This window comes from Halorubrum rarum (assembly GCF_048380895.1).
In the GTDB taxonomy this organism is placed as follows: domain Archaea; phylum Halobacteriota; class Halobacteria; order Halobacteriales; family Haloferacaceae; genus Halorubrum.
Window position 1 is genome coordinate 1 of the sequence record NZ_JBLWMN010000028.1, and the last position, 15,511, is coordinate 15,511.

At 62.9% G+C, this 15,511-nt stretch carries 14 protein-coding genes and 1 pseudogene; 9 read left to right on the forward strand and 6 right to left on the reverse strand.

Annotated features, from left to right (window positions below):
• Positions 1–490: 490 nt before the first annotated feature.
• On the forward strand, positions 491–2,212 hold the full coding sequence (locus ACNSN7_RS14905; protein WP_418283094.1) for a sensor histidine kinase: 1,722 nt from the start codon (positions 491–493) through the stop codon (positions 2,210–2,212).
• Positions 2,213–2,272: 60 nt separating this feature from the next.
• Here ACNSN7_RS14905 and ACNSN7_RS14910 read toward each other — a convergent pair whose 3' ends face one another.
• Positions 2,273–2,848 carry a DUF8170 family protein gene (locus tag ACNSN7_RS14910; protein ID WP_418283095.1) on the reverse strand — a complete coding sequence of 192 codons (576 nt, stop codon included), beginning with the start codon at positions 2,846–2,848 and terminating at the stop codon, positions 2,273–2,275.
• A 201-nt stretch (positions 2,849–3,049) separates the two neighbouring features.
• Between ACNSN7_RS14910 and ACNSN7_RS14915 the strand changes: the two genes are divergently transcribed.
• The gene (locus ACNSN7_RS14915) at positions 3,050–3,412 is read left to right on the forward strand and encodes a helix-turn-helix domain-containing protein (protein ID WP_418283096.1); all 363 of its coding nucleotides are present in this window, start codon (positions 3,050–3,052) and stop codon (positions 3,410–3,412) included.
• A 105-nt stretch (positions 3,413–3,517) separates the two neighbouring features.
• Positions 3,518–3,643, forward strand: a pseudogene (locus ACNSN7_RS14920) (IS6 family transposase); the annotation flags it as partial.
• An 89-nt stretch (positions 3,644–3,732) separates the two neighbouring features.
• On the opposite strand, the gene ACNSN7_RS14925 reads toward ACNSN7_RS14920, so the two are convergent.
• Positions 3,733–4,947 (reverse strand): RNA-guided endonuclease InsQ/TnpB family protein, encoded by a 1,215-nt coding sequence (locus ACNSN7_RS14925; protein WP_418283097.1) that lies wholly within the window; start codon positions 4,945–4,947, stop codon positions 3,733–3,735.
• Between the two features lie 142 nt (positions 4,948–5,089).
• Between ACNSN7_RS14925 and ACNSN7_RS14930 the strand changes: the two genes are divergently transcribed.
• The 5 genes from ACNSN7_RS14930 (at position 5,090) to ACNSN7_RS14950 (ending at position 8,732) form a co-directional block, all read left to right on the forward strand.
• Positions 5,090–5,851: a Sir2 family NAD-dependent protein deacetylase gene (locus ACNSN7_RS14930; RefSeq protein ID WP_418283098.1), complete on the forward strand. Its 762-nt coding sequence runs from the start codon at positions 5,090–5,092 to the stop codon at positions 5,849–5,851.
• Between the two features lie 98 nt (positions 5,852–5,949).
• Complete coding sequence (locus ACNSN7_RS14935; RefSeq protein ID WP_418283099.1) at positions 5,950–7,404, forward strand: NAD(P)H-hydrate dehydratase; 1,455 nt, start codon at positions 5,950–5,952, stop codon at positions 7,402–7,404.
• Positions 7,397–7,888 carry a cyclic pyranopterin monophosphate synthase MoaC gene (moaC, locus tag ACNSN7_RS14940; RefSeq protein ID WP_418283100.1) on the forward strand — a complete coding sequence of 164 codons (492 nt, stop codon included), beginning with the start codon at positions 7,397–7,399 and terminating at the stop codon, positions 7,886–7,888. The genes ACNSN7_RS14935 and moaC overlap by 8 nt, the downstream gene beginning before the upstream one ends.
• A 123-nt stretch (positions 7,889–8,011) precedes the next feature.
• Positions 8,012–8,221 (forward strand): hypothetical protein, encoded by a 210-nt coding sequence (locus ACNSN7_RS14945; RefSeq protein ID WP_418283101.1) that lies wholly within the window; start codon positions 8,012–8,014, stop codon positions 8,219–8,221.
• Positions 8,222–8,303: 82 nt separating this feature from the next.
• Positions 8,304–8,732 (forward strand): universal stress protein, encoded by a 429-nt coding sequence (locus tag ACNSN7_RS14950; protein WP_418283102.1) that lies wholly within the window; start codon positions 8,304–8,306, stop codon positions 8,730–8,732.
• Between the two features lie 93 nt (positions 8,733–8,825).
• On the opposite strand, the gene ACNSN7_RS14955 is transcribed toward ACNSN7_RS14950, so the two are convergent.
• From ACNSN7_RS14955 to ACNSN7_RS14970, 4 genes are all read right to left on the reverse strand, one after another.
• Positions 8,826–10,895, reverse strand: coding sequence for a TRAP transporter permease (locus tag ACNSN7_RS14955; RefSeq protein ID WP_418283103.1), 2,070 nt, complete (start codon positions 10,893–10,895; stop codon positions 8,826–8,828).
• Between the two features lie 81 nt (positions 10,896–10,976).
• Positions 10,977–12,113, reverse strand: a complete 1,137-nt coding sequence (locus ACNSN7_RS14960; RefSeq protein WP_418283104.1) for a TAXI family TRAP transporter solute-binding subunit — start codon at positions 12,111–12,113, stop codon at positions 10,977–10,979.
• 220 nt (positions 12,114–12,333) lie between these two features.
• Entirely contained in the window at positions 12,334–12,522 is a 189-nt protein-coding gene (locus ACNSN7_RS14965) for a hypothetical protein (RefSeq protein ID WP_418283105.1), read from the reverse strand.
• A gap of 90 nt (positions 12,523–12,612) precedes the next feature.
• A complete protein-coding gene (locus tag ACNSN7_RS14970; RefSeq protein WP_418283106.1) occupies positions 12,613–13,833 on the reverse strand; it encodes a mandelate racemase/muconate lactonizing enzyme family protein in 1,221 nt (406 codons plus the stop codon).
• A gap of 366 nt (positions 13,834–14,199) precedes the next feature.
• Here ACNSN7_RS14970 and ACNSN7_RS14975 point away from each other — a divergent pair, with 366 nt between their 5' ends.
• Entirely contained in the window at positions 14,200–15,504 is a 1,305-nt protein-coding gene (locus tag ACNSN7_RS14975; RefSeq protein WP_418283107.1) for a nickel pincer cofactor-dependent isomerase, group 22, read from the forward strand.
• Positions 15,505–15,511: the final 7 nt, after the last annotated feature.

Genomic DNA, 15,511 nt, shown 5'->3' on the forward strand with positions numbered 1-15,511 from the left:
GCAAGGCGCGCGAGTCGTCGCGGCTGGGGCTTTGCAGGCGGTCATCGTCGATCCGATCGAGACCACTTATAAATAGTCGACAGCAACACCGCATTCCCACGTATAAACAACCAGACCACAGATCTGCGTCACGTACTCCCGCTATCGATCAAGAAGCACGTTCAAACATCGGATGTTTCATGGTTTTTGTATTTGAAGAAAGAGAATTCAACGGAGCCGTTGGAATCCTTCGACGCTGATAGAGGCCGTCTGCTGAATATAGAGCGTATATCCTGCACGCTATCAGGAAATCGTCGCCCTCTCGGAGAACAATTGACGCAAAGTCAGACTTCACTCACCCGTCTATCAGGTCATCGAATACATCTGGATGATCTCTGTCCCATCGCGTTCGACATCGAAATCTCGAGCTTGGGGCCCGGATCTGTCTGACTATTGAGTTCTACAAGGTCCGTGCATCGGTTATTTATAACCACAGTGAGTGTGCATAAATGTGGCTGCGTTGACTTCACTCACCGTCGCGTTACTCGTCGCCGCTACCGCCGGAAGTTCGGCGGCGATCCTCGCGTGGCGCGAGCGCCCCGAGCCGGGGGCGACGTGGCTGACGCTTCTCCTCATCGGGCAGGTGTGGTGGACCGCGTTTCTGGTGTTCGAGATCGAGGCGACGACGTACGCGATGAAGGTGGTGTGGTACGACGTCCAGTGGATCGGCGTCGTGGTGATTCCGGTCGCGTGGCTGCTGTTCGCGCTGGAGTACACCGGTCGAAACCGCTACGTAACGCCGCGGACGATCGGCGTATTGTCGATCGTTCCACTGCTTACGGTTCTGATCGCGCTCACGGAGGCCGGAGACGGCATCTTGGTGACCGATCTGGTGCTCGTGGAAACGTCGGTCGGCTCGTTCCTCCAAACGGAGCCCGGCCCGTGGTACTTCCTCATCGCCGGCTACACGTATCTGCTTGGGCTGTTGGGCTCGGTTCCGATCCTTCAACTCGTTCGTGACGACGCGCGTCCGTTCCGCGGACAGAGCGCGGCCCTCCTCGTCGGCACGGCCGTGCCGTGGGTGAGCAGCCTCGCGTACCTCCTCGGATACGTCCCGATACCGGGGTTAGATCCCACGCCGATCGCGTTCGCGGTTTCGGGAGTCGCGTACCTCCTTGCACTCTCTCGATTCCGGCTGCTCACCATCAGTCCCGCACCGCGTCGGCACGCCCGGCAGATGGTGTTCGATAACCTCCACGATCCGGCCTTCGTGCTCGACGGCGAGGGATACGTCGTCGACCTCAACGAGAGCGCGGTGACGACGTTCGAACTGGACCGACACACGGCGGTTGGTGCCGCCGCACGGGGCGTCGTTCCGGCGTACGACGAGCTCGTCGACGACGACACCGGCTCGAACGCCGACTCCGCCCCCGGCTCGAACGCAGATTCTGAGTACGTGACCGTCGTGGGTGCGAGCGGACGTCGACCCTACGACGTCACCGTTCGGGACGTGACGAACGTCCATCATCGGTCGATCGGGCGGCTGGTCGTCTTTCATGACGTCAGCGAGTACCTCAGCCTCCAGCAACGGCTCGACGTGCTCAACCGGGTGTTCCGTCACAACGTCCGGACGGAGACGAATCTCATACAGGGATACGTCGATCGCATCGCGGAGAATCCCGAGGACGCGGAAGCGATCTCGATCGTGAGACATAGTGCGGGTCGGATACACGAACTCAGCGAACGGACCCGATCGGCGAGCGATATGTTCGATCCGGCGTCGAACACGCTCGCGCCCGCGGAGCTCCCGACGCTCCTTCGCACGGTCGTCGACAGTGTCCAAGCGGAGTTCCCGTCCGCGAACGTCTGCATCGAAGACGACGTACCGTCCGTTCGGGTGCCAGCGGTGATCGAGGTCGTCGTCGAGAACCTCCTGTCGAACGCCGTCCAACACAACAAGCGGGACGCGCCGTCGGCGTGGCTCTCCGCGACGGCGGACGGCGACTGGCTCGAGATCGCCGTCGCGGACGACGGATCGGGGATCGACGAGAGCGAACGAGCGGTACTGGAGCGGGGGACCGAGACGCCGCTGGAGCACGGGAGCGGTGTCGGCCTGTGGATCGTGAAGTGGGGCGCGGAGCTCGCGGGCGGGAAGGTGACGTTCGAGGATCGCGATCCGACCGGGACCGTGGTGAGGGTAACCGTTCCGACGGTGGAGACCGAGAGCTCGTAGCTCGGAGGACCTGACCGGCGACCACGACGAGTTCGATCGAGATAGTCGTTCCTCACGTCGTCAGTCGGGCGCGTAGGCTGCCTCAATACAGTCACGAAGTTCCTCGGGCGTCGTCCACGTGTACGCACGGTCCACCCGCTCCATCGAGAGGAGATAGTGTGCGAACATCCCGTCGTAGGCCGCGTACTGTTCCTCTTCAATCTCGTAAATTCGATAGAAGGCTCGCGTCCGATCCCGATAGGTCGGCTGATCGATGTAGCCTGCTTCCCACGCGTGCCCGCCTTGGGAGTGTTCGTACACCCCCACGATATGATCCGCGTAGCTGACCAGCAGCTTGAGTTTCGACGTGAAGAACTCCGAGACGTCCAGAATATCGTCCATCAGGAACGCGTCGACTCCGTCATCGGAGTTCGAGGCTGCGGCATCACTCGCGAGTTGGTCGCGAACAGCTTCCAATCGTGGCCGCTCCTCCTCACCGTAGGAACCGAGAACGAAATAGGACGTGTTGTTGATGAATCGTCCGAGATCCTCGTGCATCGCAGTCTGGATCGCCTCGACCCGTTCGGGTGTGAGCGTCTCGGCAGGCTGGTCACCCAATTTGTCGATCACTACACGGGTTGCGTCGTCGTTGGTCATACTGAGCATCATTCACCACCGCCACCTAACGGTACGGAAATACGACCGGAAGTGGAATACGCAAGCACTCTGGCCACCACTTCGAGTTTCACCGAAATAGTTATTCGACCGCGGGACAAACACCGATACATAATGTCTCGGCCTGACGCCACCCCGCTCACGCCAGTCGAGAATTCGGCCGGCCTCGATCCGATCGCAGCGATGAGTGTCCTCGACGACACGACTCGCGCGAATATCATCGGGACGATCGTCGGTCATCCGAAAGGCGCACCCTCGAAGAAAGAACTCGAATACTACAACCCAAGCGTCGCCGCGTCGACGCTCACCGACCACCTCATCCGGCTGGAGGGGGTGGGATTAATCGAGGCCATCGAACGAGATCGTGAAGGGCTCGAACGGGGCCAACCATACCGGTTCTTTCAGCTCACCGACGCCGCCCACGAGCTGTTCGACCGGAACGATCTCTTCGAGCCCGACGCATATCGAGAGCTATTCGCCGAAGTCGAGAAAACAGACGAAATCAAGGCCGCCGAAGATATCGAGCGGCCGAACGGACGGGACTGATACTCACCTCGAGGCATGCGTTTTACCATCGGAAATGGAAGTTGTTGGGGCTCACTCTCCCGCGGTGTTAAGTTAAGCATGAGGCGGAGCGAAGTTCTAGTGTCTATGCCAGAAATCGCCCGCCTCACCGAGCCTACCGAATGGATCGACTTGGAGTTTGTGGAGCGAGAGCTGACACCCCGCGAGATCATTGAAAAGGGTATTCGCCATCACCTCGCTGGATTATCACTTTTCAAATACAGTTATGGTCTAATGAAATGAGAGAAAACTAGTAAATTGCCTCGGGGTCAAGCCCCGAGGCTTTCGCGTGGACTCCCATTCTAACTGCTGAGAGCAGTAGGCGAGTATTCGCCGTTCACGTTCAGCGTCCCGCGATTCAAGCGCACATCTACGGGTGCGCCTCCGTCGTTTGCGTTTTGCCGACGACGGAGATACTGCAAACCGATATTCTTGGAAGCGTTGTAATCAGCGTGGTTCTCGTATTCGCACTTCTGACAACAGAACGCTTCACCAGACCGATTGTCGCTGTGGGTGAATCCACACGCCGAACACCGCTTCGAGGTGTTCCGTGGATCAACCTGTACGACTTCCACGCCGTACTCCTCTGCCTTGTACTCGACGTACTCGTAGAGGCGTCGGAACGCCCAGATATGTTGCCACGTCGCTTTCGGGATGTTCTCTCGAATGTGGGTCAACTCCTCCAACACGATGTGCGAGCAATCGTGTTCGACGGCCTCCCCAATGAGTTCGTTCGCCACCGTGTGTAGGTATATCTCGAACCGCCCCGTCTCTTTGCGACCGACGCTCTCGATGTTTTCGTGAGCGTGCCGTGAGCCACACTGTTGAAGCGACCCACGACGTTTCTCGTACTCTCGGTGCCAGTGGTTGAACTCGTCTGCTGACCAGAATCGCCCTGTCGAAGCAACGGCAATGTTGTTGACGCCCAAATCCACACCAAGGACTGTTCTGTGCTTGGATTCGGATTCAGACGATTCGTCATCTGCTTCGATCTTCCGCATCGAGGCGTGCAAGTACCACTCGCCGTCTCGGTACTGCAAGTGTGCCATCCGAAACTCGAAGTCCTCGTCGGAGACGTACTTTGTCGGTGGTTTCTCCGAGTTGTCGGGAAGGATGTAGTCACACTCGATTCTGCCGTCTACGGTGGAGAGGGATACGTGATCGCGGTGGAACGTCGCACTGCGTTTGTCGTACACCGTGCTGTCTGCGGAGAAGTATGGTCGTGACGTGTTCTCACCGCGTTTGAGGCGTTCGACTCCGCTTTTGACGGCTTCGACAGCCCGTCGAATCCCTTTTTGAACGAGGTTGGCGGTGAGGTTGGTTTCGTCGCGGAGTTGGTCATAGAGGGCGCGTTCGGCTTTCGCTTTGGATGTGACGTGGTATCCGTCGTCGCCGTGCCAGCACCACTCGCTTGCGGTGTTGGCGCAGTGTTTGAACTGCTCGACAGTCTCACGGAGGAGCGGATCGGCCCCTTCAGGAGTGTCGAGTTTAATAACGGCAGTTCGACGGTATTCCACTGTGTTTCACATATTGATATGTGGTTATTTAATAGTTGGGAGTAGGCCTGCCTTCGTAACGTGGGTTGTGTCCTTGTTGTCGGCTTCCTCCCCGAGGTCAAGCCTCGGGGCATCCGCCTTGGTTTTCTGTGAACTCGTCGTAATGGACTTCGACCAAGACGCGCGTCGACTGGCGACCGATCTGCGGGACGCCGACACGGCCGTCGTGCTTACCGGTGCGGGGCTGTCCGCGGCGTCCGGGATCCCGACGTTTCGCGGTGACGACGGGATCTGGGGTGACGACTTCGAGGAGTCCGACTTCCACGTGTCTCGATTCGAACGCGATCCGGCGGGCTTCTGGGACGACCGGATCGCGTTGTACGACCGCATGGAGCCGGACGGTGGTGCGGAGCCGAACGCGGCCCACCGTGCGCTCGCGACGCTGACTAACTCGGGGATACTCGACGCGGTGATCACCCAGAACACCGACGGGCTCCATCACGCGGCGGGAACCGACGAGGTGATCGAGCTCCACGGAACGAACGCGCGGGTCGTCTGTCCGCGGTGTGGATCGACGACCGACGGCGAGCCGATTCGCGAGCGAGCGCGTGCCGGTGAGCTTCCTCCGCGGTGTGAGTGCGGCGGACCGTACAAACCGGACGTGGTGTTGTTCGGGGAACTCCTTCCCCGCGACGCCCACCGACGAGCGAAGGAGTTGACGGCCGCAAGCGACGTGTTCCTCGTCGCGGGGTCGTCGTTGCGGGTCGACCCCGCAGCGTCGCTACCGGCTCGCCGACGGGGTGGGACGCTCGCAGTGATCAATCTCGAACGGACGCGATACGCCGACAGTGCCGACTACACCTTCCGGACCGACGTCACGGAGCTGCTTCCGGAGCTCGCAGACCGCCTGTCGGGCGAGCGCTGATCGGGACGAGCGTCCAGATGGGTCGATCATCCGACCGGGTCACGCATCGTCGGCCGGCGGCCCCCACGCTTAATCCGTTTCCCGGCGAACCGTCGCGTATGATCACGACCGACCGAATGGCTGCGGTCGACGCGAACGCCGCGGCGCTCGGCGTCCCGCGGAAACAGCTGATGGAGTCGTCGGGCAACGCGGTCGCTCGAGCGGTCCGCGAGGTCGCCGACTCGGGCTCGACGGTCGCGTTCGTCTGTGGCCGCGGGAACAACGGCGGGGACGCGTTCGTGGCCGCGCGCTTTCTGTCAGCGTACGACGTGACGGCCCACCTGCTCGGTCGACCCGAGTCGATTACGACCGATATCGCACGCGAGAACTGGGCGGCGCTCGAACGCGCCGAGATCCCGACGGCGACGGTTTCGGACTCGACCGATCTCGATATCGGTGAACCCGACGTCGTCGTCGACGCGATGCTCGGTACCGGCGTGCGGGGCGCGCTGCGGGAACCCGAACGCTCCGGTGCGGAGCGGATCGCCGACGCCCGACGTGCGGGCGCGACCGTCCTCGCCGTCGACGTTCCGTCGGGGATCGACGCGGACACGGGCGATCGGACCGGCGGGACGGACGCCGTCGCGGTCGAGGCGGACCGCGTCGTCACCTTCCACGACCGGAAGCCCGGTCTCGATCGGCTCGATGCGACCGTGGCGGTCGCGGACATCGGGATCCCGGAGGCGGCCGAGCTGTTCACCGGCCCCGGAGACCTGATCGGGCTCGGCCGGGAACCGGACTCTCATAAGGGGGACAACGGCGAGGTGCTCGTCGTCGGCGGTGGCCCGTACAGCGGTGCGCCGACGCTGTCGGCGCGGGCGGCGCTTCGAGCCGGCGCGGACCTCGTCCGCGTCGCCTGCCCGGCCGCGATCGCTCGCGACGTACAGGGGTTCTCCGAGAACCTCATCGTTCGCGGGTTTCCGGGTGAGACGCTCGCTCCGGCGCATCTCGACCGGATCCACGAACTCGCCGCAGGTCACGATGTCGTCGTTCTCGGACCGGGGCTCGGGGACGCGGACGGGACGTTGGCGTTCGTCCGTCGCTTTCTCCGAGAGTTCGACGGTCGAGCCATCGTCGACGCGGACGCCCTCCAGGTCGTCCCCGATATCGAGACGGACGCCGAGCTGATCTGTACGCCGCATCAAGGAGAGCTTCGGAAGATGGGCGGAGAGACGGCCGACGATCCGCGGGAACGCGCCGAGCTCGTTCGGTCGTTCGCGTCCGAGTTGGGCCAGACGGTGCTCGTCAAGGGGGCGTACGACGTCATCACGGACGGGGAGGAGGTTCGACTCAACCGAACCGGGAATCCGGGGATGACCGTCGGCGGAACCGGAGACGTTCTCGCGGGTGCGGCGGGCGCGCTCGCCGCGGTGACCGACCCGTTCCGGGCGGCCGCGGTCGGAGCGTACGTGAACGGTCGGGCCGGCGATGCGGTCGTCGAGGAACACGGATACGGACTCGTGGCGACGGACTTAATCGACCGGCTCCCGCACGCGATGGATACCGATGACTGACGACGAGTCGCAGTTGACCCACACGGACGAGGAGGGCAACGTTCGCATGGTCGACGTGGGATCGAAGCCGGACACGAAACGCCGGGCCGTCGCCCGCGGGACGATCCACCTCACACGCTCGACGATCGACGCGATCCGCGCGGACGAGGTCGCGAAAGGAGACGTGTTGGCGACCGCCCGGATCGGCGCGATCCAGGCGGTGAAACACACGTGGGAGACGATCCCGATGTGTCACGCGATCCCCGTGACCAACGTCGACACCGGCTTCGAGGTTCACGACGACCGCGTGACGCTGACGGTCGGGGTCGAAACGACCGGCAAAACGGGATGTGAAATGGAGGCGCTCGAGGGTGTGACCACCGGACTCAACGTCGTCTGGGACATGGTGAAAGCCGCCGAAAAAGACGCTGACGGCGAATATCCCGATACCCGGATCAGCGACGTCGAGGTCGTCGAGAAGACCAAGCGGGCGCTCGATCCCTAGCGAAACGACGTCGTTCGCCGTTGTCGGGACGGAAAAACGCCGGTCGTCGATCCCGGACCCGAGAGCGGTCGCTCGTCAGGTCGTGGGCGGAGCGTATACGGTGCTGGAGCGGGTCGTACCCGTATGTCGTCGACGTCTGACGGACCGTCGATCCCGCCGGAGAATCGGAAGTGGTTCAGGCTCGGAGTCGCGGTCGCGGTCGCGTGGGCGGTGTATCTCGTCGCCCTTCTCTGGTTGTTACGGCTCGATACCACTCTCGGGCTCGCGTTCGCGGTCGTCAGCAGTGTCGCGTTCGGAATCGCGTTCACCCTGTTCGTGCTGTACGTGTATTGATCCGATCCGGGGGGCGAGACCGAGCCCGTCGGACGGATACGTCACGAAGATTTATAATATAACTGCAGAAACGTCAGATCGTATGTATACGATCCTGATGGCCGTCGGTGGCGAGCGGGAGCCGGCAGGATACGCGGCCGAAGCCGTGGCCAACTACCCGGGAGAACCCACCGAGAAGCAAGTGACGCTGTTGAACGTTCAACGGGAGTTCGAGACGCCTGACGAGGGCGAGCCAGTCAGCTCTGAGGACATCTACGATGCGTCGACGTTCCCGGCGAGCGTCGACGCCGCGATGGAGGTACTCGAGGAGGCCGGCATTCCCGTCACGAAGCGTCGAGAACACGGCGACCCGGCGTCGACCGTTCTGGACGTCGCCGAGGAGATCGACGCGGACGCGATCGTGTTAGGGAGCAGGAACCGCTCACCGGCGGGGAAGGCGCTGTTCGGGAGCGTCACCCAGTCGGTCATTCTCGACTCGGACCTCCCGGTCACCGTCGTCAGCCGGGACTGATCCGTGGACATTGACCTCCTCCCGCGCCTGAGGACGCGGGAATCACAGTGAAAAGCGGACCGAACCGATCGTGACGTGCGAACTGAAACGGCGTCAGTCGCCGGGCGTGCTCTGAGTGGCGACCTCACGGTCGGTCATCAGCGTCCGCCAGCCGACGAATATCAGCACGAACGCAGCCGCGCCGGCAACCTGCAGCATGCGATCGGGGGAGATCATCACGAACGCCCCGAGGAAGAACAGTCCGATTCGGAACGGATACGCGAACCGGCGCTTGAGTCGGAACGGGTAGTTGAGCGCGTAGATGACCGTGATCGAGCCGAGCATCACGAGCGTCGCGGTGATCAGGGTGTTGGCGTCGATCACCGTCGAGACGAGCTCCGGGTGGTAGATGAACGATATCGGGAGGATGAAAAGCGGCGTGGCGATCGTCATCGCGACTCCGCAGGCGCGCCAGAAGTTGGCTCCTGCGATCCCGGACGCGACGACGACCGCAATGGCGACGGGCGGCGTAACGCCGGCCATCACCGCCGCGTAAAACACCATGTAGTGGGCAGCTAGTTCCGGCACCGCGAACACGTTGATGAACGTCGGCGCGACGAGCGTCGAGACGATGACGTACGCGGCGACCGTCGGCATCCCGACGCCCATGACGATACAGACGCCCATTCCGAACAGCACCGCGATGAGTAGCACCCCACCTGACAGCTCCATCAGCATGATCGCGATCCGGGACGGAACGCCAGTCGTCATCAGCAGGTCGACGACGCCGTTCACCGCCGCGAGGATGATCGCGATCGGCGCGAGGATCGTCGCTCCGCGGCGGAATCCACCGATCGTGTTGTCGATCTCGGTGACGAAGGAATCGATGACGCGGTTGCTCCGTACGCCGGCGAGTCGCGGTCGAACGCGACCGGTCGACCACCGGTCGTCGAGTTCGACGCGAGACGACTGTCCCCCGACGCTCACGCCGTATACCGCCTGTGCCACCGGTGTCGTGACACCGAGGACCACCATCGCGACGATGGTGTAGAGCGCCGACGTCATCACCGTCCACTGGAAGTAGCCGAGCGTGATCAACAGGACGGCGAACGGGATTCCGAACCGCGTACCCTGTACGATCTTATCGGCGCGCGTCATGCGGTCGTCGAAGTACTCCTCGAAGTCCATGCTCTGCTCGCCGATCTCGTTGATCGACGTGTAGTGGACCGCGACGAGGATCGACGCGACGAGGATCGCGGCGGGGATGAGCCCCGCGATCACGACGTCGATGTACGGGATTCCGAGGACGGACGCCATGACGAACGCCGACGCCCCCATCACCGGGGGAAGCACCTGCCCGGACGTCGAGGCGGTGCCTTCGATTCCGGCCGCAGTGCGACCGGAGAGGCCGGCGTCCATCATCGTCGGGATGGTGAACGAACCGGTCATGCCGGCGTTGGCGGCGTAGCTTCCGTTGATCGACCCGATGATCGCACTCGAGATGACCGCGGTCTGTGCGACTCCGGATTCGACGTACTTCGCGCTGACGATGGCGATCCGCAGGATGAGATCGAACGCACCGAACGCGAACAGCAGGCCGGCGTACAACAGGAACGGCGCGATCCACGCGGCCGTAAGCTGCGTGAGCGATCCGTAGAACCCGGCGAGATCCGTGAACAGCATCTGCATCATGAAGTCGGTATCGATCCCTGCGTGGCCGAACAGCCCGGGCACGTAGTTGCCGTACACCGCGTACAGCATCGTCCCGCCGACCAGCAGGAGGAAGATGTTTCCGTACGATCGCCACGTCAGATACAGGATGACGGAGACGACCAGCCAGCCGAGGCGGTACTCGTAGTCGTACGCCCATCCCTGACGGTTGATGTAGAACCCTTGATAGTCGGTGTAGATGTAGATGCTCGCGGCGATCATCACGACCGCCGATGCGAACAGGATCAGGAGGTCCGCGTAGTCGCCGTCCTCGACCGACTCCTTCGCCTCGCTGAGCACGTACAGCACGAGGACGCCTCCGAGAAACAACACCGCGTACTGCGATCGACTGATCTCCTGTGTCCACGACCACCACAACACGAGCGCCCACATCACGATCGATCCGATCGTGACGCTGCGGTCGAGAACGGCGGTGCTCGTCCGTCTGAACGGGGATACAGTTTCTGTACTCATTGATCGTCTTGTTTTCTGCTACTCATAGATAATACCCCTACTCGAGAGGATCCCCCGACGGGACCCCTCGAGCGTTCCCGGTTAGTTGATGTACTCGCCGATCTGGTCGCGGTCGCCGACGACCCAGTCGTCGTCCCAGACCCCGGCCTCCTGATAGTACTCCGCAGCGCCCGGGTGGAACGGGTAGTCGCCAAGTGCGGGCGCGACGCAGTCCTCCGCGTTCGCCGGCGTGAACCGCTGCTCGGACTCGCGGACCGTGTCGCCGTGCTCTGCCGCGATCCGAGTGAGCTCGTGAACCGCCTCGTTCGGCGTCTCCGGATGGAACGCGAACGTCACGTTGAGGTCCCACGTGACGATGCCGTCCGCACCGATATCCTGTCCCCAGTTGAAGTCGTTCTCGGGGTCGTCGTACTCGGTGTACCCCGCGCCGTCGAAGCCCTGGATCGAATCGACGAGGTCGTCGGTGTGCTCGACGTATCTGACGTCGATCCGGGAGTCGTACTCAACGACCCAGCCGGTGTTTCCGACGCCGGGCGTCCCGTACGCGATGGCGGCGTCGATCCGGCCCTCCTCCATGGCACCCGGCGCGTCCGAGACGTCCATGTCGACGATGTCCATCTCCTCGTACACGTCGCGCGTGGGCTCCTGGTCCCACACTTCGAGGGTCGTTGCGCGGGTCGAGAAGCCCGGCTCCGCCGGGTAGACGCTCGCACCGGCGAGGTCGTCGAACGTGTGGATGTCCGTGTCCTCCCGGGCCATGATGTAAATGCTGTACGGGAACGCGAGGAATCCCTGCCACGGGAGCTGTTCGGCGGGGTCCTCCTCGAACATGTCCAGGTTGTTCTGGGCCTTGTTCATTGTGTTCGTGTCGGTGATCCCACCGTCGAACGCGTCGGCCTGCATCCGATAGACCGTCCCCACGTAGCCCGGGCTCTCGACGGTCGCGTAGTTGACGAGGTCGCTCTCCTGTGAGACCGCCGCCTCGAACGCGAGGCCGACGTCCATCGTGCCGCCCGTGGACGTCCCGATACTGACGTCGTACTCGGCGTCGCCGTCGCCGCCGTCGTCGGTGTCGTCGCCGGTGTCCGTCCCGTCGTCATCGTCCAACGGATCGTCGTCCGGGTCGACGTCGTCGCCGAGACAGCCTGCCAGTCCGACAACGCCCAGTCCACCAGCCGCCTGTAGGAATCTCCGCCGGTTCGATCTGTTAGTAGCCATGTGTTCCAATACCATTGATGGACGTTAGTGATATATAATCTTCGTTGTCAACCGATGCTGTCTCCATCGGGGTGAAATTCGTGTGATCCGACTTTTTTCGGAGGCCCATTTCGAGATGTTGTAGTTTACAGTCATCCCTATCTCAACTATGTCTTTTATTATATGCCATGTTCGGTGCGAAGGGACCAACTGTTCGTTGAGACGGAGATGATGGCCGGATTCAGGCCGCCGTGTAGAACCAGTACACCCAGTGGGTCAACAGAGCCAACAGCGCGACGGCGAGCACGATCTCGATGGTTCGAACCACGTACGGCGTGTACTGCCTGAGCCACCCAACGAGTCGGTTATACGCCTCCTCCCCCTCGGTGAGAAGCGCGAACAGTCGATCCGAGATCGTACGTTCCTCCATGGGTTCCACTGATCGATGCATCGTATTAAATACACACGGTCGTCCGTGTGGGACCGTCCGACACCAGTATCGATGGAGTCCAGGAGGCGATCAGTCGAAGCCGGTCGTTCCCTCGAGCGTGTGTTCGGCGACGACGTCGCGGTCGAGTTCGATCCCGATACCGGGTGCCTCGGGAACCTCGATGTAGCCGTCCCGTATCAGCGGCTCGTCCCGTCGTATCAGGTCGTCCCACCAGTCGACCTCGAGCGCGTGATACTCGAGCAGGTCGAAGTTCGGCATCGCGGCACCGAGATGGACGCACGCCATCGTCCCGACCGGACTACACACGTTGTGGGGTGACAGCGGGATGTAGTTCTCCTCCGCGCGGTCGGCGATCCGCATCGTCTCTCCGAGTCCGCCGACCGTCGTCGGGTCGGGAGTGATCACGTCGACGCCGTGGTCATAGAGGAGTTCGGAGAGCTCGTGCACTCGGAACCGGTTCTCGCCTGTCGCGATCGGCGTTCGAGTCCCTTTGGTGACCTCCTTCTGTGCGTCCATGTTCTCCGGCGGAACGGCGTCCTCGAGCCACATCAGATCGAACTCCTCGAGTTCGGTGGCGAGCCGCGTTGCGCTCTCGACGGTGTAGTCCCAGTGACAGTCGAACGCGAGGTCGATGTCGTAGCCGATCTCCTCGCGAACGGCCTCGACGACGTCGCGTTTGTGTCCGATGGCCGCGTTCGAGAGACGACCGTTGTACGGGTCGGGCTCGTTGTCCATCTCCATGTCGAGATCGAACTTGAGCGCGGTAAAGCCCATGTCGACGACACGTCGTGCTTCGCGTGCGTACGCCTCCGGGGAGTACGCCTCCGCGTCGGCGTACTCGGTGAAGCCGTCATCGACTGCGTACGCCTCGCCGGCGTGACAGTCACAGTAAATGCGGACCTCGTCACGGAACTTTCCGCCGAGGAGCTGATACACCGGCACGTCGAGGATCTTACCCGCCGCGTCCCAGAGCGCGATCTCTATCCCGGAGGCCGCGGTGACGACTTTCCCCGTCGTCCCGCCGTGACCGGACATCTCCTGGGTGATTCGCCGGAAGAGTCGTTGCACGTCGAGCGGGTTCTCCCCGATGAGGAACCGCTTGGTGTACTCGACGATCTCCGGAACGCCGCCGCCGCGGTACGCCTCACCGATCCCGGTCACGCCGGCGTCGGTCTCGATCTCGATCAGGTTCCATTCGAAGTTCCCGTCGACGACGCAGGTACGGATGTCCGTGATCTCGACGTCGCGTGCCTCGGCTCGGTTCGTGGTGTGGTTAGAGTAATCTCTCATGTGTTTCGTTCGTATCGGACAGTCGCGGTGGTGTCAGACCTCATCGTCGCGGGGAACGTCCGTCTCGGCTCTCGTCGACCCGTCGTTGACCGGACCGACCGGCTCTCGAAGATCACCATGAACGTCTCTCACGGACGTGGGTGTTATATTCTCTCTCACTGGCAAACCTTTCTCCCGGATCGGTCACGTGTCGATCGGGGCTCTCCTCGGAGGACTTCGCGCTTCCGCTCGCGGTCCCCTCGGGTGACTTCGTGCTTCCGCTCGCGGTCCTCGTACCGTACCCCCATCGACGGCGTCACCGGTATCGTCGACCCACGACCCGTGGCTTTCGATGGCTACAAAACGTGGGGATTCGTCACAGTATCCATGGAGTTCCCCGACCGTTCGTTCGTCGAGGATCTCGTCGATCCACGGCCGCTCCCATCGTTCGTCCGGATATCGACCGACCCCGACGCCGAAACGATCGACGATCCGGGCCGAGCCGCCCGGGCCGCGCTCGCGGATCTCGCGCTGGCCGACCTCGAGCCCGGATCGACGGTCGCTGTCGGCGTCGGAAGCCGCGGGATCGCTTCGATCGAATCGATCGTCGTCGCCGTCGTCGACGACCTCCGAGAGCGCGGCTTCGATCCCGTTCTCGTCCCCGCGATGGGGAGCCACGGCGGCGCGACCGCCGAGGGCCAGCGCTCGGTGCTCGAGTCGCTCGGTATCACGGCGGACCGTGTCGGCGCGCCGATAGACGCCCGGATGGACATCGAGCGGGTTGCCACCGTCGACGTCGGCGGGGAACGAACGCCGGTGAACGTCGCGAAGGCGGCGCTAGAGGCGGACGGGATCGTCGTCGTGAACCGGGTGAAACCTCACACGAACTTCACGGGGCCGATCGAGAGCGGTCTCTGCAAAATGCTCGCGGTCGGCCTCGGCAAACAGCCGGGCGCGAACGCGTTCCATTCGACCGCTGTCGGCCGCGGCTACGTCGAGACGATCGAGGCGTTCGTCGAAGCGATCCGGGAGTCGACGCCGACGCTCGGCGGCGTCGCCGTCGTCGAGAACAGCCACGAGGAGGTTGCGGCGGTCGAGGGGATACGCTCGGACGAACTGCTCGACCGCGAGCCGGCGCTGCTCGACCGGGCCCGCGAGGAGATGCCGACGCTCCCGATCGACGAGCTCGACATCCTCGTCGTCGACGAGATCGGTAAGGAGATCTCCGGTGCGGGGATGGACACCAACGTGATCGGTCGCTATCGCGTGCTCAACGCGCCCGACCCCGAGACGCCCGCGATCGATCTGATCTACGTCAGGGGACTGACCGCGGAGACGAAGGGAAACGGGAGCGGGATCGGTCTCGCCGACGTCACTCGACGGGACGCCGTCGACGACCTCGATCTGCACACCGTGTACGCGAACGCGATCACGAGCGGATCGCTCTCGAAGGCGATGCTCCCGGTCGTCACGCCCGATGACGAGACGGCGATCCACACCATGATCAACGCGCTCGGCGCGTACGATCCGGAGACGGTCCGGATCGCCTGGATACGGAACACCGCCGAACTCGACACGCTTCGGGTTTCGACCGCGGTCGCCGAGGCGCTCGACGGATCGGTAACGGTACAGGCGCGCGAGCGACTGACGTTCAGCGACGGGACCGCGTCCTTCGAGCCGAACGACGACTGAGGACCGC

Coding starts and splice junctions, on each gene's coding strand:
- ACNSN7_RS14910 (WP_418283095.1), bottom strand. CDS start 2,848: ATGACCAACGACGACGCAACCCGTGTAGTGATCGACAAATTGGGTGAC.
- ACNSN7_RS14915 (WP_418283096.1), top strand. CDS start 3,050: ATGAGTGTCCTCGACGACACGACTCGCGCGAATATCATCGGGACGATC.
- ACNSN7_RS14930 (WP_418283098.1), top strand. CDS start 5,090: ATGGACTTCGACCAAGACGCGCGTCGACTGGCGACCGATCTGCGGGAC.
- ACNSN7_RS14935 (WP_418283099.1), top strand. CDS start 5,950: ATGATCACGACCGACCGAATGGCTGCGGTCGACGCGAACGCCGCGGCG.
- moaC (WP_418283100.1), top strand. CDS start 7,397: ATGACTGACGACGAGTCGCAGTTGACCCACACGGACGAGGAGGGCAAC.
- ACNSN7_RS14945 (WP_418283101.1), top strand. CDS start 8,012: ATGTCGTCGACGTCTGACGGACCGTCGATCCCGCCGGAGAATCGGAAG.
- ACNSN7_RS14950 (WP_418283102.1), top strand. CDS start 8,304: ATGTATACGATCCTGATGGCCGTCGGTGGCGAGCGGGAGCCGGCAGGA.
- ACNSN7_RS14955 (WP_418283103.1), bottom strand. CDS start 10,895: ATGAGTACAGAAACTGTATCCCCGTTCAGACGGACGAGCACCGCCGTT.
- ACNSN7_RS14960 (WP_418283104.1), bottom strand. CDS start 12,113: ATGGCTACTAACAGATCGAACCGGCGGAGATTCCTACAGGCGGCTGGT.
- ACNSN7_RS14965 (WP_418283105.1), bottom strand. CDS start 12,522: ATGGAGGAACGTACGATCTCGGATCGACTGTTCGCGCTTCTCACCGAG.
- ACNSN7_RS14970 (WP_418283106.1), bottom strand. CDS start 13,833: ATGAGAGATTACTCTAACCACACCACGAACCGAGCCGAGGCACGCGAC.
- ACNSN7_RS14975 (WP_418283107.1), top strand. CDS start 14,200: ATGGAGTTCCCCGACCGTTCGTTCGTCGAGGATCTCGTCGATCCACGG.